General features: G+C 54.3%; 14 protein-coding genes and 1 pseudogene. 5 read left to right on the top strand and 10 right to left on the bottom strand.

Translation table 11 applies throughout. The features are described from left to right. Positions 1–589: 589 nt before the first annotated feature. Positions 590–820: a hypothetical protein gene (locus tag MMC1_RS10225; RefSeq protein WP_041641146.1), complete on the top strand. Its 231-nt coding sequence runs from the start codon at positions 590–592 to the stop codon at positions 818–820. A 182-nt stretch (positions 821–1,002) separates the two neighbouring features. Here MMC1_RS10225 and MMC1_RS21220 read toward each other — a convergent pair whose 3' ends face one another. From MMC1_RS21220 to MMC1_RS10255, 7 genes are all read right to left on the bottom strand, one after another. Continuing rightward, positions 1,003–1,338, bottom strand: a complete 336-nt coding sequence (locus MMC1_RS21220; RefSeq protein WP_011713638.1) for a formylglycine-generating enzyme family protein — start codon at positions 1,336–1,338, stop codon at positions 1,003–1,005. Next, on the bottom strand, positions 1,325–3,697 hold the full coding sequence (locus MMC1_RS10230; RefSeq protein ID WP_227665191.1) for a tetratricopeptide repeat protein: 2,373 nt from the start codon (positions 3,695–3,697) through the stop codon (positions 1,325–1,327). The genes MMC1_RS21220 and MMC1_RS10230 overlap by 14 nt, the downstream gene beginning before the upstream one ends. A gap of 296 nt (positions 3,698–3,993) precedes the next feature. Then, positions 3,994–5,898, bottom strand: coding sequence for a hypothetical protein (locus MMC1_RS10235; RefSeq protein ID WP_011713640.1), 1,905 nt, complete (start codon positions 5,896–5,898; stop codon positions 3,994–3,996). Then, complete coding sequence (locus tag MMC1_RS10240) at positions 5,882–6,445, bottom strand: hypothetical protein (RefSeq protein ID WP_011713641.1); 564 nt, start codon at positions 6,443–6,445, stop codon at positions 5,882–5,884. Before MMC1_RS10240 ends, MMC1_RS10235 begins: the two co-directional genes overlap by 17 nt. Then, positions 6,442–8,478: a hypothetical protein gene (locus tag MMC1_RS10245; protein WP_011713642.1), complete on the bottom strand. Its 2,037-nt coding sequence runs from the start codon at positions 8,476–8,478 to the stop codon at positions 6,442–6,444. The genes MMC1_RS10240 and MMC1_RS10245 overlap by 4 nt, the downstream gene beginning before the upstream one ends. Positions 8,479–8,501: 23 nt before the next feature. Beyond that, positions 8,502–9,338 (bottom strand): lytic transglycosylase domain-containing protein, encoded by an 837-nt coding sequence (locus tag MMC1_RS20040; RefSeq protein ID WP_011713643.1) that lies wholly within the window; start codon positions 9,336–9,338, stop codon positions 8,502–8,504. Between the two features lie 96 nt (positions 9,339–9,434). Further along, the gene (locus MMC1_RS10255) at positions 9,435–10,343 is read right to left on the bottom strand and encodes a CsgG/HfaB family protein (RefSeq protein WP_011713644.1); all 909 of its coding nucleotides are present in this window, start codon (positions 10,341–10,343) and stop codon (positions 9,435–9,437) included. A gap of 496 nt (positions 10,344–10,839) precedes the next feature. On the opposite strand from MMC1_RS10255, the gene MMC1_RS10260 reads away from it, so the two are divergent. Next, positions 10,840–11,892: a hypothetical protein gene (locus tag MMC1_RS10260; protein ID WP_011713646.1), complete on the top strand. Its 1,053-nt coding sequence runs from the start codon at positions 10,840–10,842 to the stop codon at positions 11,890–11,892. A gap of 28 nt (positions 11,893–11,920) precedes the next feature. Here MMC1_RS10260 and MMC1_RS10265 read toward each other — a convergent pair. The 3 genes and pseudogenes from MMC1_RS10265 to MMC1_RS10275 all read right to left on the bottom strand — a co-directional run. After that, positions 11,921–12,525 (bottom strand): annotated as a pseudogene (locus MMC1_RS10265) (transposase family protein); the annotation flags it as partial. A gap of 91 nt (positions 12,526–12,616) precedes the next feature. Next, on the bottom strand, positions 12,617–12,931 hold the full coding sequence (locus MMC1_RS10270) for a hypothetical protein (RefSeq protein WP_011713648.1): 315 nt from the start codon (positions 12,929–12,931) through the stop codon (positions 12,617–12,619). Between the two features lie 30 nt (positions 12,932–12,961). Further along, positions 12,962–14,746, bottom strand: a complete 1,785-nt coding sequence (locus MMC1_RS10275; RefSeq protein ID WP_049757662.1) for an SWIM zinc finger family protein — start codon at positions 14,744–14,746, stop codon at positions 12,962–12,964. A gap of 110 nt (positions 14,747–14,856) precedes the next feature. Here MMC1_RS10275 and MMC1_RS10280 point away from each other — a divergent pair, with 110 nt between their 5' ends. The 3 genes from MMC1_RS10280 (at position 14,857) to MMC1_RS10290 (ending at position 23,973) form a co-directional block, all read left to right on the top strand. Beyond that, positions 14,857–15,789 (top strand): helix-turn-helix transcriptional regulator, encoded by a 933-nt coding sequence (locus tag MMC1_RS10280; RefSeq protein ID WP_227665194.1) that lies wholly within the window; start codon positions 14,857–14,859, stop codon positions 15,787–15,789. Positions 15,790–15,869: 80 nt separating this feature from the next. Next, on the top strand, positions 15,870–21,101 hold the full coding sequence (locus MMC1_RS10285) for a DEAD/DEAH box helicase (RefSeq protein ID WP_011713651.1): 5,232 nt from the start codon (positions 15,870–15,872) through the stop codon (positions 21,099–21,101). A gap of 25 nt (positions 21,102–21,126) precedes the next feature. Further along, positions 21,127–23,973, top strand: a complete 2,847-nt coding sequence (locus MMC1_RS10290; protein ID WP_011713652.1) for a helicase-related protein — start codon at positions 21,127–21,129, stop codon at positions 23,971–23,973. The last annotated feature ends 13 nt before the right edge of the window (positions 23,974–23,986 follow it).

A 23,986-nucleotide genomic window follows, 5' to 3' on the forward strand; every position in this document is an offset into this window, starting at 1 on the left:
GTTTTACCCCTCGCCTTAATGACCCACTAAATTCTGCCTTTAAACTGGGAAAGAACCGTGATCATATAATGCATCTGCACCAATGAAGTACCCTGTTGATTTACTTTCATCGTGTACGGGGTTAGCGTCTCCTTAGCGGGCATGGTGTTACACCCCAAAGGCCCTGTTATTGGCGATGGATCTGCGGCTGCCCCCACGAGGAACATCTCTGGATTTTTGCTAACCGGGCCAGTCCCACCCTGCGGTGTTGCCAGCAGTCCAACCCCACTGCCACTAAGCCCAAGAGAGATTAAAACCACTACGGCCTTACTGTTGATCATAGCCCCCCCTTTGCATGGTTGATTTCTCCATTTTTGCGGGGATCAACACAGCATGGACAGATCCCCGCGCTTCGAAACCCCAAAGGGCTAAGGTCTCTACAGTCAAGCTGCGATCAACCTCTGTCCCTATTGGTTTGGTTCCTTAAAGGGGATAATGGAGAAGTTAGAGCGTTTTTTTACTTTCCCGAAAAAAAAGAAAAAAAGAGCCCACGTCTCTCCATTTACCATCCTAGAGGCCATACAGCTATTTTTAAAAAAGGAGAGACACAATGTGGAAGTTTATTCTTGGGCTTAAGCTAGGTGCCCTGCTGATGCTGCTGTTGCTTAACGGTGGGGGGGCAAGCGATACCCTAAATATCTTGTTGAATGAAGCAGCACCTACCCTGAGTCGGCTGCAAGAATCCTTGCCGATGACGTCGGCAGTGTGGGAACCCATCGAATCGGACGCCTTAATGGCGACTTCAACAGATCAAAGTTGGAACACCTTTAGCGGAGAATAAACAAGAGGAACATAAAAACATGATAGGTTGTCGCTTCTAACCTCTGATTCCACCCCCCGCGTTGGAGGGGGCCCCGCCCCCGCCAAACTTGCCCCAGTTCGGCCCCTCTATCGGCACCACCTACGGCAGCTAAAACGCGCTGCTCACGCAAATTAAAAGGCAAGAATGCCACAAGCTCATGTCTACGGCACCCTGGCGAGGCGCAACCCGACGAAGCGGTTTCTGTAGTCCGTGACGTTGGTTAAGGACCTATAAGCGCAATGCAGGAGCGAGGCGTCGTAGGCGGAACCACCGCGAAATTGACGGATGGAGTCACTCCGCTCATAGGGATCCTGCACCCACTCCCATACATTCCCGCTCATGTCATACAAACCCAACCTATTGGCCAACCTGCTCCCCGCACGATGAAAACTCAAACAGGCTGCTCCACATAAGATCTTTAAATTCTTGGGCGTAGACTGTAGGGGGTTTTTCTGCTCATGGGACACTTTTCTATATAAGGTCTCATTTTCCCTCATTTTCGTGTCCAACAACGTTAAAGCGTAGCCGCTTCAGCCTGGTACTTGCTTCCGTTAAGCCCTGTTCAGCCGCTTTCCGATACCACTTCACCGCCTCTTTGGCGTCTTTCGTGACGCCCTCTCCTTTGTCATACTTATCTCCAAGATTGAATTGAGCTCGAGCATCTCCCTGTTCAGCAGCTTTCCGATACCACTTCACCGCCTCTTTGGCGTCTTTCGTGACGCCCTGTCCTTTGTCATACATAACGCCAAGATTGTTTTGAGCTTCAGCTTGCCCCTGTTCAGCAGATTTCCTATACCACTTCACCGCCTCTTTGGCGTCTTTCGTGACTCCATATCCTACATCATAGCTTTGTCCAAGAAAGGCTTGAGCGTTAGCGTGCCCCTGTTCAGCCGCTTTCCTAAGCCACTTCACCGCCTCTTTGGCGTCTTTCGTGACGCCCTCTCCATTGTCATACATAAAGCCAAGATTGTTTTGAGCTTCAGCTTCCCCCTGTTCAGCAGATTTCCTAAACCACTTCACCGCCTCTTTGGCGTCTTTCGTGACGCCCTCTCCATTGTTATACATAACGCCAAGATTGTGTTGAGCTTTAGCTTCCCCCTGTTCAGCAGATTTCCTAAACCACTTCACCGCCTCTTTGGCGTCTTTCGTGACGCCCTCTCCATTGTTATACATAACGCCAAGATTGTGTTGAGCTTTAGCTTGCCCCTGTTCAGCCGCTTTCCGATACCACTTCACCGCCTCTTTGGCGTCTTTCGTGACGCCCTCTCCTTTGTCATACATAAAGCCAAGATTGTGTTGAGCTTCAGCTTGCCCCTGTTCAGCCGCTTTCCGATACCACTTCACCGCCTCTTTGGCGTCTTTCGTGACGCCCTCTCCATTGTTATACATAACGCCAAGATTGTTTTGAGCTCGGGCATGCCCCTGTTCAGCCGCTTTCCGATACCACTTCACCGCCTCTTTGGCGTCTTTCGTGACGCCCTCTCCTTTGTCATACATAACGCCAAGATCGTTTTGAGCTTCAGCTTGCCCCTGTTCAGCCGCTTTCCGATACCACTTCACCGCCTCTTTGGCGTCTTTCGTGACGCCCTCTCCATTGTTATACATAACGCCAAGATTGTTTTGAGCTCGGGCATGCCCCTGTTCAGCCGCTTTCCGATACCACTTCACCGCCTCTTTGGCGTCTTTCGTGACGCCCTCTCCATTGTTATACATAACGCCAAGATTGTGTTGAGCTTGGGCATGCCCCTGTTCAGCAGATTTCCTAAACCACTTCACCGCCTCTTTGGCGTCTTTCGTGACGCCCTGTCCTTTGTCATACATAACGCCAAGATTGTGTTGAGCTTGGGCATGCCCCTGTTCAGCAGATTTCCTAAACCACTTCACCGCCTCTTTGGCGTCTTTCGTGACGCCCTCTCCTTTGTCATACATAACGCCAAGATTGTGTTGAGCTTGGGCATACCCCTGTTCAGCAGATTTCCTAAACCACTTCACCGCCTCTTTGGCGTCTTTCGTGACGCCCTGTCCTTTGTCATACATAACGCCAAGATTGAATTGAACAGAGGGATTGGCCAGCTTGGCGGCATCCCCCAGGGCTATCTTAGCGGCATCCTTCGCATGTTCACGCGCCTGCTCGGCACGCTGCTCGGCCTCTTGCGCTTTGACCCGAATACGGATTAGGCGCTCTTCCTCCTCTTTAACTCTGGCCTGCTCGGCGGCACGCTGCTCGGCCTCTTGCGCTTTGACCCGTATACGGGCTAGGCGCTCCTCCTCCTCTTTAACTCTGGCCTGCTCGGCACGCTGCTCGGCCTCTTGCGCTTTGACCCGTATACGGGTTAGGCGCTCTTCCTCCTCTTTAACTCTGGCCTGCTCGGCGGCACGCTGCTCGGCCTCTTGCGCTTTGACCCGTATACGGGTTAGGCGCTCCTCCTCCTCTTTAACTCTGGCCTGCTCGGCGGCACGCTGCTCGGCTTCGGCTGCATCTCCCAGGGCTATCTCAACGGTTGCCACAATATCTCCATGGGCCGTTGTGACCAATTTTAAAAAAAGCTTCTGCTCCACACATTGTCCAAGCAAAAGCGCTTGTACATGCTCTATTTTTATTAGGGTATGCGCCGACTTTTCGGATGTTACTTCATGATTAAACAGACGGCGAATCATGGCTTCATCCGCAAAAAGGGCCTGCAAATCCCCGCCCCGCTCGCGAAGCGAGAGTTTAGGACCAGCCATCGGCACCAATGCCGTCTTATAATGGTGTTCGTCCACCGTCTCACAACCCGTAAATTTTGGCTGCAATCCGATGGTCCGTACGTGATCCCACCTCGGTTCACGGTAAATCGGCGCAAAAATCTCAGCCACAGCTCGTTGGGCAGCTGTTTTGGCCCTTGGTGGATGGGATAAGAAAAAATTCCACGCAAATAGCCCACCCGCCAACACAAGCAATATGCCAAAACCCAACCCTTTTGCCCAATGGATTTTCATAACCCAACAGTCCTTGCCTATTGGAGCGTCCTAATCACCCAGTACGCCATACCCTTTAGAGAAAAGCGCACCACGATTTCGCCATACGCTCGTTTTCTACCCGCACCAATGTAGCAACACACAGGTATACACCATAGGCAAAGATCCGTCACACACAGCCCATGACGCCACCATCACTCTAGCACTTCCAACTGTTTCAACATAAGCGGCAAGGCCTGCCCCGCTGCTAAGTTCGCCGCTAAAATCCAGCGACTCTTGGCCTCATCAACCTTACCCATTTTTTGCCACATCTTCTCAGGGCCGGCAACCGTCTGTCTATGAGTCAAAGCCTCTAACCGTATTTTTGCGCGATAACCTTGGTAGCTTTCTGGTGGCAGTGGTTCTGCGCTGTGTTGACTAAGCGCCAGATAGACTCTTATAACAACATCAGCCTGTTCTTGGCTTTGGGCCAACAAACCAACATCTTGAATATAGGCTTTTAGATGACCCAACAGGCTATTTTGTATATCGTCAGCGATCTGCGCGCCCTCCTGACGCAACTCAAAAAAATATTTTTTAGGTGCCTTTACCGAACCAAAAAGAAAACCGCGTGGCTGACGATCCGCTGAGGTTGGCCCCAAATCATCATAAGGAAGGCGTACCATATGCCACCCTTCACGGTCAATTTGCGCTTCAAGATAGATCTGTTGACCCGGTTCAACCCTGCTGATGATATCCGCTGTTACATCTGGGGCGCTTCGTATAACCAGGGGACGTTCAACCGCGACCTGCTTTTCCAGCGGGGTCGCATGAAACAGGCACAATTGGGCTGTTTCGGGTAGCCTATCCTTTGAAATGGCCTGGGTAACCTCTATTAATTGCCGGGCAGGTTGATCGCGCTGATCCCACAACCGCCAACTGACACGCAGTGTCCCATGCGGACCTTCCATCCACTCCCCAACCAGTTTATAGGGGGAGGGATCTGTAACCCCCTCTTGTACCATACTAAATTCATGGTCCTGTGCGGTAGATGAGAGAGCTTGGCGAAATAGACTCGATAAATAGCCAGAGAGCGGCCCACATTGCCAAACCACCCCCCCTAAAGTTAAACCAGGGGGCACCACCGTCATGGGCCCACGGATCGCACGCTCCATTAATAGATGATGAATCTCACCAGCTTGACTATTAAGCTGGTGTGCCAGCTCCTCTGTCTCTTGCGCGGGCGTGTCACACCCATTACAGGACAGAACGTTTGCCCCTAAAAACCGTGATGATACGATAATAATCATAGAAACCACAACACAGGCCGCGACGATCCCTCTCTTCCAGCGGAACCCTGCGGGTTTTGACCTAACCTGGATGGCTTCTGAGGCAGGAAGTCCGTAGGAGATGGGCGTTTCTTCATCTGACATGCCAGCCGCAGGTGTTTCTTCGCGATGCTCAGAGCCGGAGCCTGCGCACTTTGGCCCAACCTGGATGGCTTCTGGGTTAGGGATTTCGCAGCAGTCACGCAACGCTGACAACGTGTTAATGCCCTTGATTTTCAACCCATATTTGGATTTCAGCTCGTCCAGATAATCTTTATCAAGCGTGTCCAGATTGTCATTGGGCATGACTACCAGAACTTTTCGTTGCTGGTTTTTCATCGCCTCAAACAGTCCAATAGATTGCTCAAGCTTTTCCTGAATCTGTGTTATTGAACCCAACGCCTTGTGGGGGGCCAACAACACCTTGCCCGTAATCCAGATTACGGAAGCCTTCTCTTCACTATCTGCATCTTCTGCCAGCATATCTGCATCTTCTGCCAGCATACCTGCCTCTTTCAATGCAAGAGAGAGATAGACACCGGCTTGCCAACTCACGCATTCCGCATCATGAATATCAGCATCAAGATTAATGATATACGCATGGTTAGCTTGAATAAACAGTTCTGTTTTCAAAAAACTTACATACCCACTATTAATGGCGGCATTTGATGAATAGTTGTAGCGTATAACTGGTTGAATACCCGATGTTTTCTCTACGACAACAGACGTCACCCTACGCGGCCCTGCTGTTGTTGCGATATAAACCGCATTTTTATTAGAGGAAATAGACATCGCGCGGACCTTCTTCACTCAAAATCCTTATCAAAGCTGACTGTTGAGGCTCTATCCATTGGATAACGCCATCCACAGCATCCGGTAAGGATTGTTTAACCATGCCATTTTTTCGCCCAAGCACCACCATAGTGTGGGGCTGTTCTTTTACCATAGGTTGTGGCCAAAAGATCTGGACAAACAGAAATCCCGGCATAGCCGTTGATGGCACAACACGAATGCGGTATCCATGCCGCTGATAGTCCATGGCATTCCCGTCAGATGCAGCGGCGGCCAGATTTTGCATGGTGTATCGGGCCGTCTGATCCAAAATCCAATGCAGCTGTTTTTGTAAGAGAGGATCATCCTGTGTGGCTCGCTGCATCTCTACTGACAAGCTGGCATCCTCCGAAACAACCCACTGGACCAATTGGTTAAATGTTGGCTTTTCAGACTCTTGCGTATGGGTTTGAGAGGTGTTCATCATGTCACTCATGGTCATTAAGTGACCATGGATTCGAATGGCAACTTCCTGTTGTTTGGGGCTGAACGCCTTCCAATTTTTCATGATTGACCTCCATACAGCTTACGAAACTGGGATTGAAAACGGGAGAGATCCTCTGCATACCGATTTTTCCATGAATCGGCAGCCTCATGGCTTGGGGTATTGCCAACGGGAGCACCTACGGCTGAAACATCCGTGCCACCCTTGTGTGGGTCATAATCGGCGGTTGGCGTGTTTGTAACCCCATGTCCCTCGATACAGGCGGAACCGTAGGCCAAGTCACACGCCCCCGGCTGCTTTTTATTAAGGTAGATGGCGCGATCAGCCTTTGCTTCCAATGCATGGATCCAACGTTCGATCTCCCGCTCTATGCGACCAAGGGCGGCTGCCGCCGCCCCATGACCGTCAATAATCTCTTCTTTTGCAAGATCTTCAGGACGAAATCCCTGACGATTGACTTTTCCAAAAGCCCTCTTGGCTTCACCAAAAAAAGCTGACAGTTCATCCCCCATAATGGCTGGGTCTGCGGCCTGAGCCATAAGATGCTCTAGCGCTGCTGAGCTGTTCAAACCGATAACACCCTGTTGGTTGAACAACGTTGGTAACAACCGCTTTAAAGGAGTAGGATCAAGCTCTGGCCTTAAATCAAGCAACACCGTTATTAACTCTGAACGTTGGTGTTGACACAAAATATGGGCCGTCGCCATATGCGCCAAACGCAAACTCTGCAAGGCTGCTCTGAGTTCGGCCATACATGCCACATAATCAAACCCATTCGGCTGGTTAAGCAGCGACTCAAGAGGCCTTTTTTTACGCATGGCTTCGCTAATACACCCTTGGTGGAATCCAAAAACATGGTTGCGTAGCAGCGATACGGGAAGCTGGCAGGCCTCCACTCCTGAATTAAAAATAAGCGCGTTAAGCATCATGCGTTCGGTTTTTCCAAGAAACTTAATTTGGTCTGCACCTTCTCCATACAATACCGCCATTGTAGAGCTCCACGCCTTTGGCATCATTGCCGCCGTTAGGGCCGACTCCATGTAGGTACTGGGACTATACTGTTCCTCCAGGTCCACGCCATCTAGCCAGGCTGCCGCGCGGTTTTCTGCACTGGGCACATAGTAACCATGCTGTTGATAACCAGAATTTTCCTCAAACAGATCTAACCCACCAAGGTCTAGCTCACCCTGTTCCACATCACTGCCCAGCACCTGAGCGGCTTCCATCTCGGTCATAGATTCTGCCACCCGCAAGGCTTGTAACAGACCCACAAATTTAGAAACCACCGTTCCAAAGGTTTTATAATCCCCCTTGGTAGGCGTGTTTGCTTCACCACAACCAAGCCAAAAATCCAGCAAATGTCGATCTTCTATATCTGCTGGGTGAAAATCGTGCGCTACAGGCGAGTCTTTATCACGCGCTAATGCCTCACGCTCGGTCATGTCATCTTCAAACCCTGGGTGGTTCATAAGAAAATGGACCAGCTCCATGGAAATAGCCTGCTGATCTTTGTCGGGCAGTTTACCTTTCAACAGCTGTCTCAACGCGCTGGTTAAACGGTTTGCATGGCCAGCGGCTGTGGCGAAGGTCCACGGCCCTGTTGTCCATGCTTCGACCCATTGGGTCAGCCTATCGGGACCTGCCAAATGTAAAATTAGCTGCATCAACGCCACCAACAGTGGCATATGGGCATAGTTAACCGTTACCGGCTTATCTGGGTAGGGTATGCTCACGGAGTTATCATCCATGCCAATGGCTATCCCCGCATAGTGGATGTTACCGGGGTTTTGCCGGAGAGCATAAGCATATTGACGCGCTCTGGCAGGGCGGATAAGCCAACAGAAATTAAACCATCCACCCTCTCGCCCCGTACGCCGAGAGGCAACCCGCGTCACATGTACCAGATTAAGCATATGTTTACCATAGCTATGCAGGATCAGCGTTTTTGTGAGCTTTCTAACAAGGCTAGGTTCAAAAACCGACAGGCTCTCCCCACCGGGCAGGTGGACCCACTCATCACCCAACATCTGCAAAAAATTGACAAGTTCTGGATCCACCGCGCCTTTAGAAATGTGTTGATATGAAGCATTATTCATAGTGCCTTGCACTCCTCTTCAATCTACATATCAGAATACCCCTGCCAGCGACGGTCATGGTTATTAAGATAGTGGCGAAATTTCTGGCGTAACGTGTTCATTTTGCCACGAAAACGTGCGGATGGCGAGAGGTATCCCTTGTGATTAAAAGCCTCTTCCGTACCAGCGTAGTGCCCCTCTAAGCGACGCGTGAACCCTGTTTGATCTGGATTATCGCCCCACAACTCTTGGGCCAGCTCACGCGTCTGCTGCAACGATGCTTGAGCACTCGGTTCCGGCCCAGTTTCGGGTTTAATCGATTCTGGAAAGCGTTGGGTACCAATGACCGAAATAGCTGGCCGCTCCTCAGCTGTGGGCGCATGGTTCGCAGCTAAAAGGCTCTCCTCTTGGCCACGGAAGTGCTTTTCCCAGGTCAACACTTTATCGACATAGTCGCGCGTAGAAGGGATCACCCGTGCATTGGGCATTTTGCCCACCCGCGAACCGCCATTGTAGTGGGAGAGCGCCAAATCAAAACGACCCTCATAACGTTCCAGCAGACGATCCAAAAAATCTAGGCCCAACTGAATATTGGTGCGAGGATTATCCAGGCTATCGGCACGGACCCCCCAAAGGTTCATAGCCGTTTTTGGCAGAATTTGCATCACACCACGTTCACCGGCTTTACCCTGCAAATCGTCCTGAAAATCCGACTCCACTTTGGCCACCGCCAGCGCCAATGAAGGGGGTACGCGGGTATGTTTGGCCAACACCACCACCATATTTTGCACCTCTGCACGGCTGGCGGCGGCCGCCTGGTTGATAACAGATAAACTAAGGGCGGCCAAAACGGCCAAGGGCACGAGCATCTTGCGGGTCATTTTTCCCTCCTATAGGTTTATAAAAAGCAGAGGGAAAGCGATCTTTTCCCTCTAGCCGCGTAGATGGAGGGATTGGGGGGATTTTTGGATTCTGTGTTAAAAAAAAGGGAACATCCGATACAGATTAAACCCTTCAGCAATAAATCTTAAGACTATGAAAAGCAATATAACAACGGCTGCCAACAGGGCTGAAAAAAAGCCTAATACAGGATTATCTAAGCAAACTTTTAAAACATCAGGAAAAAAAAACAGAAAGGGAATGCAAAAAATCATTGCGCCACCAACAGCAGGCACAAATATTTTATCTCCATGAACATTGAAAAATATGCCGCAAGAAATGAAATAATATATATTTATGATAAACACAATACCGATCAGAATGTTAACTGGCATATAATATCTTGAATGATCCGTAATACCATACCTATCCGTAATACCATACCTAAAGTTTAATGCCTGAGCCACGCTTAGCAGGAGTGTTATAGAAAGATATAAAGCCAGCGCAACATCATATCGAGGATTATCCTTCTCTTGTGAAACCATAAAAATCCTCTCCCGCGCCCCGGCCATCACACTAAAACTTTGCAGTTCTACCACCCTCACCAACGCCTGCCCCGTTGTTTTGTCCACGGTTCCCATAACCACCAAATCAGCACTAAGCGCCTTACCCACCTGTTTGGCTTTTTCCTGATCCACCCAAAAAGAGGATTGAAACTTAAACTCTTTGAGTACCTGTTCAAGCATGCTGCGTTCAAGTAGAGAGCTGCGCAAACGACCAAGATGAGGGATCAGCCCATTACGCAGGTTCTCAGATAAAGCGGTCGTATAGACAGAGGTCTGGTTAGAGTGGCGCTCCAAAAGATCCGCTACCACCACTCGTTTGCCGTTAAACACCGCCCCCTGCTCCACCAACTGCTGCACCAAAGATTCAGCCCCTTCCTCGATACTCTTGCCGCCACAGCCACTCAACAACAGCAGAAACATGATCCCAACCCATAAACGCATGACTATTCTCCAAAAAAAATCCGTTGGAGGGGGCGTCGCCCCATCCAAGTTTTGCCCACACCACTAGAATTAGCCTGAATCGGTGGCTTTTTTTTTGGGGCGTGCTGACCGAACGCTTTTCCCAACACATCAACCCCCTGTTTTTGCCCTTAGAATGTGGTCCAGACCACTGCTTTCCGGCAATCTATGGCCAGGCGATGCCTCAGTTTGCCTCGAACCCCCCATTTTTTCAACATCAAGGCGCAAGTACCCAGATTAGCATGCATTCATGCCGCCATTCCTATGCTCTGTGATCATCCAACCAACGGCTATCCAGGAGCAAATCGCTTATACACCTGTTCGAATGCGTCGAATGCAGGGCAAATGGAGTTTTTAGAATTTTTTTTACCGGCTCTTCAAAAAAAATCCCAAATCACACCATTTACCTCAACAGAGGGATCGGCCAACCACCGCCCCAGCACAACACACCGTTCTAACCCATAGTAGGAGAAGTCAGATGGCAAATTGGCATTTTAATCGTTTCTTACAGCCGCGCCCCTTGTTAAACCGTATGGCCATGGGCAGCCTTGCCTTGAGCATGCTCATGGCCACGACAAACCTGGCCACTGCCGCCACAACGGGTTCAGGCATGCGTATTTTGGTGGTAGGTGAGGATAGCGACAGCAGCACCGTAAGCCGGCAAAGTGATGTTTTTAAGCGGGTGACGTCGGAACTCCAGCGGGTCATGGCAGACCACGGGCACCGCATGGTGGATGAAGAGATGGTCGCCGTAAATTGCGGGTGGAAGATCAAAACCCGCCGCCCAAAAACAGAGCTGTTTGAAGCCGCCAAGTTAGCAAACAGCTGCGATAAACCCAATACCCATAGCCGTTTTATGGCTATGTTTCGCATGTTTGCCGACAAAAAATCCGCAGGCTACGCCACCATGCTGCGCCTGCGTCTGGTGGGCGAAGTGTATGACCTAACCACCAATGAGTTGGTTACCAGTATCACCTATCCCCGCGACCGTGCGGCCCTAGAGTTCAGCGCACCCGCCGATTGTGACAAAAATTGTGTCACCAACCACATTGGCCTGCACTCGGCAGATATGGCCACATCGGTTGGGGAAACCCTGGGCCGCATCCTAGATGGCCGCTTGGTTGGTGCCAGCTATACCGAAGCCGATAATGAACACTCAGCAAACCAACAGGCACAAACAAAAGATAACTGCTGCCCCGACTGCTGCGATACAGCCACCACCTATCAGGTCACCTTACGCAGCTTTTCCACCGTCCGTGCCATGGCCTTAATTGGGATGATGAGTGAGGAGTTCCCCGGTTATATCTCACACGAAATCATTAGCAAGCAGCCCGGCATCTGGAAAATGGAATATGTTACCCAAGCCCGGGTTGCCAAGTTGGATGAGTGGCTTAATACCATGTTGATGGATATGGAGCTAGACCCAGACCGTGACGTGATCATTTCTATCCTTGACGGCAGTTTAGTGCTCGAAAAGCTCTCGCGTGATGGGCAACCTTTGCCCCGTCGTGTTGGCCCAAGTTTTCGCTAACACAACCTGCGCCAAAGCCCCAGGATGGGACGATCCTGGGGTGACTGGCGCTCAAACAGCGGGCTTGGGTCAACACACGCGTCAAAAAGGGAATAAATCCCTTCTGGCTGTGCTGTTTTCCCTCACGAAACGCCATCCCAACGCACCAGCCCTTTTCCCCGAAACAGGCCCCAATGGGCGCGAATCCATCATGCCCCTTGTAGGTACGGGAAACTCCCGCTTTCTTCGTGCCAGCGCCACATGTCCGGTCACCAAGCACGTCACGGGAACTTCGGCATTGACCAAAAAATCAACTGTGCAGCGCTCTATTACAGGCAACCACGACTCAGCCCCTTCATCCAGCCGCTGGCGCATTCTCGCAATGGATGGCACATGGGCTATGTCAAGCGCCTCCATGAACAATCGATCTTCTCTGAACTGCGCAATCGCTTCAAAGTCGCTCTTGCCCTGTAACAGCAAACCCAAGTAGCTGCGAGCAATGTCAGCATGACTGATGCCGTGTCGCAACGACTGCGCTTTCTTCAGTTCCTTGTCCAAATTCACATAGCGATCTAGACAAGCGCCTGCCAGTGCCAGACCCCTGGTCCCCGTGTAGATCTCCTGTTCTGATTGCTCCAACTTGAACCGCTTCATCTCACCCCCTGGGTGAATCATAAAACAGCTCATATTTTAACAAATTTATCCGCTTTGATATATGGTTACAGGCTTCACCACCCAAACAGACTCACGGATCCAGGAAATATCTATAGACAATTTCTTCAATCTTGCGGCACAAGCTTCCAAGGTTTGGTGCAGAATGGATTTTCGTATAAACATCCTCAAAATTCATAGATTCAAAATCCAACCGCGCCTCTGACAACAATCCGCTCAGACCCAGAATATCCACAAAGTTATCCATTAATGGTAGCTTTACACCATTGCGATCTCCCTCTTTGAGTGCTGCCAAACTAGCTCCAGCACCAAGTATGAATACATGGGGAGCTGTTACTTCGATCTGAGAAACCTCTTCATCTATTGACACTTCATACGGACTGCTCATTCATATTTCCCCGTATCTAAAGAAAATGCATCACCACTTCTTCCGGTCCAGCAGCGCCATGAGGTTGCGCTTGCGCCGGTGCTCGTTGCGCACATCGGCCACGATGGCCGGAAACTCCTCTGCCTTGCCTATGGCCCCGAGGAGCTTCTTGATCTTGGCAAGGTACTCCACCGCCCCCTCATAGTAGCGCTTGTCGGCGTGTTTCAGGAGGATCCGGATGTGCTCTCGGTAGATCTGCACCGAGTTGTAAGGGTCCGTCTTCTCTCGCAGGCCGGCCAGTTCCAGCCAAAGCGGCCCCGAGCATCCGCCCTCCCGGGCCTCATTCCAGGCGGCGTCCATCTCCTTCTCCCACAGGAACACCTGCACCAGGATGGAGTGGTCGTTCAGGGAGTCGTAGTCCCACCGCCGCCGACCGGTCTGCTGCTGTTTTGATGCGGCGATCTGCTCCCGGATATGAGCCAGCGCCTTCTCCCGCCATTCCGGCCACGCCTTGGCCAGTTTGGCGTGCTCAGCCAGAGTCTTGACCATATCAAAGGATGTGCGCTCGGTGAAAGCGGTCCAGGTCATGGCCATGGCATCGTCATGCCGGTCGCGCCGATGGTAGGCGTGGGCGATGAACTCCCGAAGCCTGGCATCACCACCTTTTTCCGGAAAGGCCTTCCAGCCCCGTTCGGCCCACTCCAGGGCGGTGTCGTCCTGGCCATCCTTCTGGTAGATCTCGGCAATCTCCAAAAAGTGAAACTGGCGGGACAGGTTCTTCGACTTGATGGCCACCAGCTCTTCCAGGTTGCCGGATGCCTTGGCCAGGGACTCCATCATGGAGGTGATGCGGTACCGTTTGCTGTCGTAGCGTCTGGCATCCTGCTCCCTAGATTCCAACGCCTTCACCTTGGCCCAGGCCTCTTCGGTCAACTTTCGATACCGGGTCAGGCCGGCATCCCCCAGCACGTCGGCGTAGGTTTCGACGGCATGGGAAAAGGTGCCCCAGTCGTTGCCCAACTCCCAGGCAAACAGCCGCTCCGCCAACGAGGCGGGTTCAGGTTTGGCCTTGCGGCAAGCTTTGAGGTGGAGATCCTGCAACTGCTTCATGAGCATGCCCATGTCGCCGCCGGAGTCATCCACCTGTTCCACGGCGCGCTCCATGACGCTGAGGCCGTGTTCCGTGATTTCGATCACCGCCTCGGCATGGCCTTCGTGGAGCAGCTCCTCGATGGATTCGACCACCTCGCCGATGCCGCTGGAGTAGTCGGGCATGTGCCGCCAGTCGACGAAATCATCCGACCATGCCGCCTCTTCGATGGCGTCCTTCCAGACCGAGAGGTCCAACTTGTCCCGGCTGGTCTTGGCGGTCATGGCCAACAGGCGGCGGTTGAGCCGGTCGTCCTCCTCGCACTGCTCCAAGAGCATCTCCACCAGGGCCTCTTTGCTCTTGCCCATGAGGAAATCCCGGACGTCCTTCTCGCCGATGCTGTCGCTGGCCTTTTTGCCGGCCTCCGCCAATGGGGCCTTCTGATCCCTCGCCAGCCAAGCAAGTCCGACGGCTACGCAGTGTTTGCAGAACTCGCAATCCTCCCCCAAGGGGCAGGAGCAGTTGTGTTCAAGCTCGTCTTCCTCAACCCAGAGCTGGACCTTGTAGGCCCGCGTGCCCTGCACCTTGCCGGTGATGATCCCGTCGCTCTCTTTCAGACTGGTGACGGCCCCGTCCTGGAAGTATTCATTCCCACGCCAGTAGTAGCGGTTGCCTGCCAGCTCCATTATGGTGGCGGTGGTCAGGGCCTTTTCCAGTGCATCGGGGTTGCTCTTTTTCCGTGCCATCAGAGTCTTCCAGGGAAAGATTGAGGTTGAAAACGCATCCATGCTATCAGGAAATCAAATTGACGCGCTATAGACAATCTGCATATGATGCTGGGTAACGGTGGGGACTCATGCGAAAACAAGCGGGTGGAACCATGGCGGGATCCAAGCTCGACGGCCTCTCCCAGATCCAGCGGGAGCGGCTGTTTTATCTGGAGTTCCGGGCCTTTTTCCTGGGCGCGGTCAACCGGTATGACATTGTCAACCGGTTTGGCGTGAAGGATGCCGCCGGCACCCGGGACATCCGGCTCTATCGGGATCTGGCTCCGGGCAATATTGAGTATGAGTACCGGATCCGCAGCTACCTGCCTACGGACCAGTTCAGACCGCTGTTTACTTTCGATGTGCCTCAGGCAATGGTAGCCATTGCCCATGGGCTGGGGGATGATTTCGTGGGCACCGGCAAACCGCTCATTACCTGCGAGATGCCCACCCATTTGAACACGCCGGATATCGACGTATTGGCCGCCATGACCCGGGCCATCCATTTGCGGCGGGCGGTTAAGCTTACCTACCGCTCATTGAGCAGTGGGGCCACCCGCAAGGAGATCGTGCCCTACGCCCTGGTGGACAACGGTTTGCGCTGGCATGTGAGGGCCTACGACCGCAAACGGCAACGCTTCTCGGATTTCGTCATCAACCGCATGAGCGGTCCGAGGCTGTTGGATGGGGAGGAATTCCCTGAGCACGAGACCCGGGAGGCGGACATCCAGTGGAACCGCATCGTGACCATGGAGATGGTCCCCCACCCGAGGTTGAAGCACCCGGAGACCATCGCCCATGAGTATGCCATGAAGGATGGTGTGCTGACGGTCAACGTCCGGGCCGCCGTGGCGGGATATGTGCTCCGGCGTTGGAACGTGGACTGCTCCGAGGATCATCATCTGGAGGGGGCCGAGGTCCATTTATGGCTCCGCAACCGACCCACGCTCTATGGGGTGGAAGGGCTGGTCATTGCGCCGGGGTATTCTGGTGAAAGTTTCTCAACGCCCCCAGCGGAATAGGCTTGCTATGAAACAAATTTTCAAATCTGAATTGTCAACACTGGCTGCCACAAAAGGACCAGTCCGAGGAAAGCTTCCCAATGGACGTTTTTGAGTTCCGCAAACGGCTCGTTTCTGAATACGAGCAGTTCTCCCGCAGCTTCAGCAAGATCAAAGCTGAAGACATGCGAGACCACGTGGATGCCGAATACAGGAATGGCCGTTTTTGGCCTGCTCCCCTCGTTCAACTGAACCCGAGTTTTGTTTCAGGAGGCTGGATCGACGGATTGGTTTCAGAAGGCCTGCTCCATTCAGAGTGCAGAAGCATCTTCCGCGTCCAAAAAGGTTCTGGGGAGATGGGCTTCCCCATGAAGGTGCATAAACATCAAGAAGAAGCCATCCGGATTGCGCAGCGTGGCGAGAGCTATGTCCTGACCACCGGAACAGGATCGGGCAAATCCCTTTCATACTTCATTCCTATCGTGGATCACGTCCTTCGCCACAAAGAGGGCAAAGGGAAACCCGGCATTTCAGCCATCGTGGTCTACCCGATGAACGCGCTGTGCAACAGCCAGATGGAGGAACTGGATAAATTCCTTCGAGCTGGTTACGGCAAGGATCAGGAGCCTGTCACATTCGCGCGCTATACCGGCCAGGAATCCAAAGAGGAGCGGCAAAGGATCGCTGAATCCCCACCGGACATCCTGCTGACCAACTATGTCATGCTCGAATTGATCATGACGCGCCATGATCCTGCCGACCAGGCGGTAATCAAGCACGCTGCTGGACTGCGATTCCTGGTTCTGGATGAGTTGCACACCTATCGGGGCCGGCAAGGCGCTGATGTAGCCATGCTCGTCAGAAGGGTCCGGGAACGGCTGAACGCCGACCTGCTCTGCGTAGGGACTTCCGCCACCATGGCCAGTGAAGGTACTGCGGCAGATCGGAATCGAGTCGTTTCCGATGTCGCCAGCCGTTTGTTCGGCTCTCAGGTCAAGCCTGAAAATATCGTCACCGAGACCCTGGAGAGGGCTACGACTTCGGACTTCACGACGGGCGAACTCGCGAACGCAGTGCAAAATGGCGTCCCTGCTACCACAACCTTCGAGGACCTCCAGAAGCACCCGGTAGCCGTCTGGGTTGAACTCAATCTCGGGTTGGAGCATGAGGACGGGAAACCCGATGGAAAACTGGTTCGGTTCTCTCGCCCACGAACCCTCCGTCAAGCTGCCGAAGCATTGGCAGGTGAAACCGGCCTCCCCGCGGACCAGTGTGAAACCTATCTCGCCCGCTTCCTACTGTTGGCATTTCATACCAAGGACGACAACGGGAAGCCCCTGTTAGCATTTCGGTTGCACCAGTTCATTGCTGGTGCCGGGAATCTATTCGCCACCCTGGAGCCTGTGAACCGCCGGTACATCACGGTCAACGGTCAGCAATTCCAGCCTGGTGAGCGGGACAAGCTCCTTTTCAACACCGTCTTTTGCCGTGAATGCGGACAGGAATATTTTCCCATTTGGGCCACCATTGAGAACAAGCATCCCGTCTCCATCTCACCCCGGGAGCTGTCTGAGCGCGCCAATGAAGATGATGACGTTCAGTTCGGTTTCTACATGCCGGACCCGGATGGTTTGTTCGACCCATCCGGGGTGGAAGACCACTTCCCCGAAGAGTGGCTGGATTTCGAACGGGGGGATGCACGCCTGAAACCCTACTATCGGCGCTACAAACCCGTTTCCCTCAAGGTCAACACCAAGGGGGAATCTGGCGCTGAAGGTATGCCCGGCTGGTACATCCCGGGTTCATTCCGCTTCTGCCTTCATCCAGAATGCGGCGTTAGCTACGACGGAAGCGTCCGCAGTGATCTGACCAAACTGTCATCCTTGAGCAGCGAAGGGCGCAGCTCCGCCACGACCATGCTCACGTTGTCCTCCCTGCGCTACCTTCTCGGCGAAGCAGAAGGCCTGGGGGCGGAAGCCAGAAAGCTGCTCGGATTCAGTGACAATCGCCAGGACGCCTCTCTCCAGGCAGGCCATTTCAACGATTTCATCCAGATTCTCCTGCTACGTGGCGCTTTGCTCGCGGCGATCCAAAACGAGCCTGATGGCGTTTTGCGGGATGACGCCCTGACCCAACGGGTTGTCGAACACCTGCGATTGGAAGCCGGCGACTTTTCATCAAACCCCGATGCCAAAGGAGCCAAAGCGCTCAATACCGAGAAAACGCTCCGCGATGTGATTGGGTATCGCTTGTACCACGATCTGCGCCGTGGATGGAGAATCACCAATCCCAACCTGGAGCAGCTACGTCTGCTCAAGATTCACTACCAATCCCTTCAGGAGTGCGCTCAGGACCAGGATGAATGGTCCCAGTGCCACCCTTTGCTGGCCAATGCCACCCCGGAACTGCGTGAGTCACTGGCTCAGGAGTTGCTCGACACCATGCGACGGGGGTTGGCCATCAAGACCATCTACCTGGATCCGAACTATCTCGAACAAGTCAGGAACCGGAGCTTTTCTGACCTGAAGGAGCCTTGGGGCCTTTCCGAGGATGAACGCCCCGTCACAGCTTCCGTCATGCTTCCTCGCCCGAAGAAGCAGGCAAACAGGTATGATTTCCCGACCGTTCATATCTCTTATCGGTCACGGTTCGGGTCTCATTTGAAGAGCCAGGCCACATGGGGGCCTGGCAATCCCGCATTCCCGAAAAAGTTTAATGAAGAGATCTACAATGAGTTGATCGATGGCATGCTCAGGGTGCTGGAGATCTACGGCCTTGTTGAGCCTGTTGAATTAAGCAAGGACGACCGTGGATACCGTGTGGGAGCTAGTGTTCTCGAGTGGTCCATAAACCAATCCCCGGAAGATGCTCCAGCCGCCAAGGGGTTCAAGGAGACCGACAACGCATTCTTCCGCACGCTCTATTTGAACGTTGCGGGCCAGTTGCAGGAGAAAGACCGTTTCCTCCACCAGCTTGAGGCGCGTGAGCATACCGCTCAGGTGGACAGCAGCACCCGTGAAGAGCGTGAAAACGCCTTCCGTTCGGCCAAACTGCCTGTGCTGTTCTGTTCCCCCACCATGGAACTCGGGGTGGATATCTCCTCCCTGAACACCGTCTTCATGCGCAATGCCCCTCCGACACCCGCAAACTACGCTCAACGTAGCGGACGGGCCGGGCGCAGTGGGCAACCCGCATTGGTCATTACCTACTGTGCGGCCCGTTCCCCCCATGACCAGTATTTCTTCACCGACCCTACCCGCATGGTTGCTGGCAGCGTCAACCCGCCAATGATCGATCTGGCCAACGAGGAGTTGATCAAGAGCCACCTGCATTCGGTTTGGTTGGCGGAAACAGGACAGAAACTGGGAACGTCGGTCAAGGACGTGCTCAACCTGGAGATGCCGGATTCATTGCCGGTACGGGATGACTTGGCCACTTTCATGGATACTCCGGCCGTGCGTGAACGTGCCGCCAAGCGCGCAATTTCCATTCTGGCGATGGTTGAGAATGAACTGACGGAAGAAGTCGCTCCATGGTATGGCTCTGAATGGCAGAACAACGCCATCCATGCCTCCTTCCAGCAATTCAACCAAGCGTTTGAGCGTTGGCGCTCCCTCTACCGGGCCACCACCAAGCAGATGGAAAAAAGCCACGCCGTTCAGATGAATGCAGCAGCCACGGAAAAAGACCGAAAGGAAGCCAAACAGCGTTATGACGAGGCTCGGGTGCAACAGGAACTGCTGCTTGATACCCGAACCACCATGAATTCGGATTTCTACACCTACCGTTTCCTGGCCAGCCAAGGATTCCTGCCCGGGTACAACTTCCCCCGGCTCCCTTTGATGGCCTTCATCCCCGGTCGCCGGGAAAAGGTTGGCAGGGATACATTCCTCAGCCGGCCCCGCTTCCTGGGGCTGTCCGAGTTCGGCCCCCAGTCCATTATTTACCACGAAGGAAGCACCTATCGGGTTCGCAAGGCCATTCTCGGCATCAAGGATGAGGACAGCGTTTCCACTTCCGCTTCACTGCCCGTTCAGATCGCCCGGCTTTGCCCCGCCTGCGGCTATGGGCACTTTGGCGACCAGAAGGAGTTTGAGCTGTGCGTCAATTGCGCTGAGCCTTTGGAGGGCGGCCGCAACTTGGTCAGCCTCTATCGCATTGAGCAAGTTAGCACCCGGCGCGCCACCCGAATCACTTCCGACGAAGAAGAGCGTCAACGCCAGGGGTATGAGACCATCACCACGCTGCGTTATGCGGAGGAAAATGGTCTGCCACGCTTCACTCCCCTCAAAGTCTCAGAAGGAAGTGACGACCTCCTGGAAATCCGCTACGGCCCCTCATCCACGCTGTGGCGCATCAACCTGGGGTGGCGGCGCCGTAAGGAGAAGTCCATCTACGGCTTTAACATCGATGTCACAAGCGGCATCTGGTCCAAGGACGAACAAGCCCCGGAGGATGTGGATGACAGCGTCGAACAGGGCAAGACGGTTCAGCGCATTACGCCCTATGCCGAGGACCGGCGAAACATCCTGATCCTGCAACCCAAGGAAATGTTGGACGAGGCCTCCATGGCCACGCTCCAGTATGCTTTCAAACGCGGTATTGAGGCTGCCTTCCAGCTTGAAGAGAGCGAACTGGCCGCCGAGCCACTTCCCGAGCGCGGCCGCCGCAATGCCATCCTGTTTTTTGAGTCTGCCGAGGGAGGCGCTGGCGTTCTGACCCGTCTGGTTTCCGATCCCAAAGCCATCGGCAAGGTGGCGCGTCAAGCGCTGGAAATCCTCCATTTCGACTCCAAGTCTGGCGAGTGGATAGACCACACGGACCTGCAAGATCAGGACTCCGACTGCGAAGCGGGGTGTTATCGCTGCTTGCTCAGCTATTTCAATCAGCCGGAACACATCCTGATCGACCGTCGCAACCCCCTGGTGCTGGATCTCCTGTGCCGGTTGATCCGCAGCCAGGCTGAAAAGGGGCAATCCGGCCAGTCCGCCGATGACCTGCTCCAGTCGCTGCTCAATTCTTCCGTATCCTCTCTGGAGAGGGCTTGGGTGCTCTATCTGCGTGATCATGGTTACAACCTGCCGGACAGGGCCCAACCGTTGCTCTCCGACTTCCATACCCAGGCGGATTTCGGCTACTCGGGAAAACAGGTCCTCATCTACATCGATGGTCCCCACCATGAAAGGGACTCTCAGCGCAAGATTGATGAACAGATCACCCAGAACCTGCAGGATGCCGGCTTGACCGTTGTGCGCTTCCCCAAGGAGCAATCCACTTGGCCTGAAATCATCCAGGCGCACGGCTTCATTTTTGGACAAGGGAAAAATTCATGAATTCTCAAGCGCCGGATGGCTGGCAATGAGTACCGCCCAGGAAGTGTTTCAACCAGGCAGCCTTGTCCGGGCCCGAGGTCGGGAGTGGGTCGTCCTGCCGGAGAACCGGGAACAGGTCCTCCGTTTACGACCGCTGGGAGGCAGTGAAGAGGATGCCACCACCATTTTTCTACCTTTGGAGCCAACTCCCCCAGTGCCAGCCACCTTTCAACTGCCTGATGCCACCAAGGCGGGCTCGCAAACGGCGGCTCTGCTGCTGCGGGACTCTCTCCGCCTCAAGCTGCGCGCCGGTGCGGGACCATTTCGGAGTTTTGGCAATATCGGCGTCGAACCTCGCGCCTATCAGTTGGTGCCGCTGCTCATGGCGCTACGCCTGGAGACGGTGCGGCTGCTCATCGCCGACGATGTGGGGGTTGGCAAAACCATTGAGGCTGGCCTGATCGTCCGGGAGCTGTTGGATCGTGGCGAGGTGGAGAGGATGACGGTCATCTGCCCCCCGCACCTGTGCGAACAGTGGCAAGAGGAGTTGGCAGCCAAATTCAACATCCAGGCCGAGGTAGTGCGAACTGGGACAGCGGGACGCCTGGAGCGTGGCCTGATGGCCGGCCAGTCCATCTTCGAGGAGTACCCTTTCACCATCGTTTCCCTGGACTACATCAAAGCCGACCGTCGCCGGGACGAATTCCTTCGAGCCTGCCCGGAGCTGGTCATCGTCGAAGAGGCCCACAGCTCTGTCCGTAGTGGTGGCAATACCCGGCACCAGCGCTACCAGCTTCTCAAAGGTCTGGCCGACGATCCCAACCGGCACATGCTGTTTCTCACCGCCACGCCCCACAGCGGCGATGAGGAAGCTTTTTACAATCTGCTCGGCCTGCTACGCCCCGATTTCAAGCAGCTCCAGGGCGTCAACCCTGCCGACCGAAAGGAATTGCGGGAGGATCTGGCCCGCTATTTCGTGCAACGGCGACGTCCGGATATCCGGGAGTGGCAAGACTCCACGGTGTTCCCGGATAGGGAATCGGCAGAGACCACCTATGCCCTGACCGGTGACTGGAAGCAACTGTTCGATGATGTCCTCCACTATGCCCGGGAGATGGTGAAACAAACCGAAGGCTTGAGCCTCCTGAAACAGCGTATGAGCTGGTGGGCGGCGCTGGCGCTGCTTCGCTGTATCAGCAGTAGTCCGGCAGCGGCCGCCATGGCGCTTCGTACTCGCTTGGAATCCACCGAGGAGGAGTCGGAGGAGAGTCAGATCGCACTGTTGGAGAAGCAGGCGTCCGAAACGGTTCTGGATGGCGACTCCGAAGAGACCCTCAATCAGGACGAAAGCGTTCCTGCCGGCACGGTGGAAGATACCGCCGCGCTCAAGAACCTGATCAAGCGGGTGGACAAGCTCAAAGGTCCCAAAAACGATCCCAAGCTGGAAGAGTTGATTTCCCAGTTGAAGGATCTCGTGTCCAACGGGTTTCAACCTGTCGTCTTCTGCCGCTACATCGCCACCGCCCATTATGTGGCGGAGCATCTGCAGAGTGCGCTCAAACGCGCCGGGGTGGAGGTCATGGCCGTCACGGGGGAACTGACCCCGGAAGAGCGCGAGGAGAAGGTCCATGGCCTCTCCGAGTTTGCCAAGCGCCTGCTGGTGGCCACCGACTGCCTCAGTGAAGGCATCAACCTGCAAAACCTCTTCAACGCCGTGGTCCATTACGACCTGACCTGGAATCCCACCCGCCACGAACAGCGGGAAGGCCGGGTGGATCGTTTCGGGCAGCCTTCTCCCAAAGTCCGCGTGCTCATGTACTACGGTGAGAACAACCCGGTGGACGGGGCGGTGTTGCAGGTGATCCTGCGCAAGGCGGAACGCATTCGCAAAGAGCTGGGCGTCACCGTTCCCATGCCGTCGGACAGTAACAAGGTGATGGACGCCATTATGCAGACGGTGCTGCTCAAGGAAGGCAGCCTGGTCCATGGCCAGCGCCAGTTCTCCCTGGTCTTCGATGATCTGGACAACGAAGTGGACATGGCCTGGGAGAGCGCCAAGGAGAAGGCCAAACAGAGCCAGACCATCTTTGCCCAGCGCCGTCTGAAGCCGGAGGATGTCCTGCCGGAGTGGGAGAAGGCCATTCAGGTGCTGGGTGGGGAATCGGACGTTGAGCGCTTTGTAACCCGCACGGCGGAACGTCTCCGTGCCCCATTGGAGCCGACGAAAAACCATTTTCGGTTCCCGTTGCAGCACATGGCCCCGCAACTTCGGGAACGTCTGGCCGGCGTGGGTCTGGAGGGCGCCATTCGCATCACCTTCACCCATCCCGCCCCTTCGGGGGTGGAATATGTCCACCGCGCCCACCCCCTGGTGGCCACCCTGGCGGAGCATGTGGCGGAACGGGCGTTGGAGGAGGAAGAACCGGAACTGGCCGCCCGCTGTGGGGCCATCTTCACCAGGGAGGTCAAAACCCGCACCACGGTCTTCCTGCTGCGCCTGCGTAGCCAGTTGATGATCGAGCGGCGCGAGGGCAATCGCTTCGTCCCCCACCGGACGCTGCTTTCCGAGGAGTGCCTGGGCGTGGCGGTGGAGGGTTCCAGCGAACCTCGGGTGTTGCCGGAAAAGGATGCCCTGGCGTGGAAGAAGCTGGAGTCGGCCCGCAACATGGAACCAGCGCAGAAAGCACAGATGATCGAGGCTGCCAAGGCCACTGTGGAAAAACTGCAACTGCCCTTCAGCCAGATCGCCCGCAAACGGGCCGATCAGCTATTGGCGGACCATCGCCGGGTCCGCGAGGCCAGCGACGCCAAGGGGGTTCGCTATGACGTCAAAGCATGTCTTCCTGTTGATGTCATTGGCATCTACGTACTGGCGCCAGCTGTGACGTTTTAAGGGGAGGAGCCGA

The sequence above is a fragment of the Magnetococcus marinus MC-1 genome (genome assembly GCF_000014865.1).
In the GTDB taxonomy this organism is placed as follows: Bacteria; Pseudomonadota; Magnetococcia; order Magnetococcales; family Magnetococcaceae; genus Magnetococcus; species Magnetococcus marinus.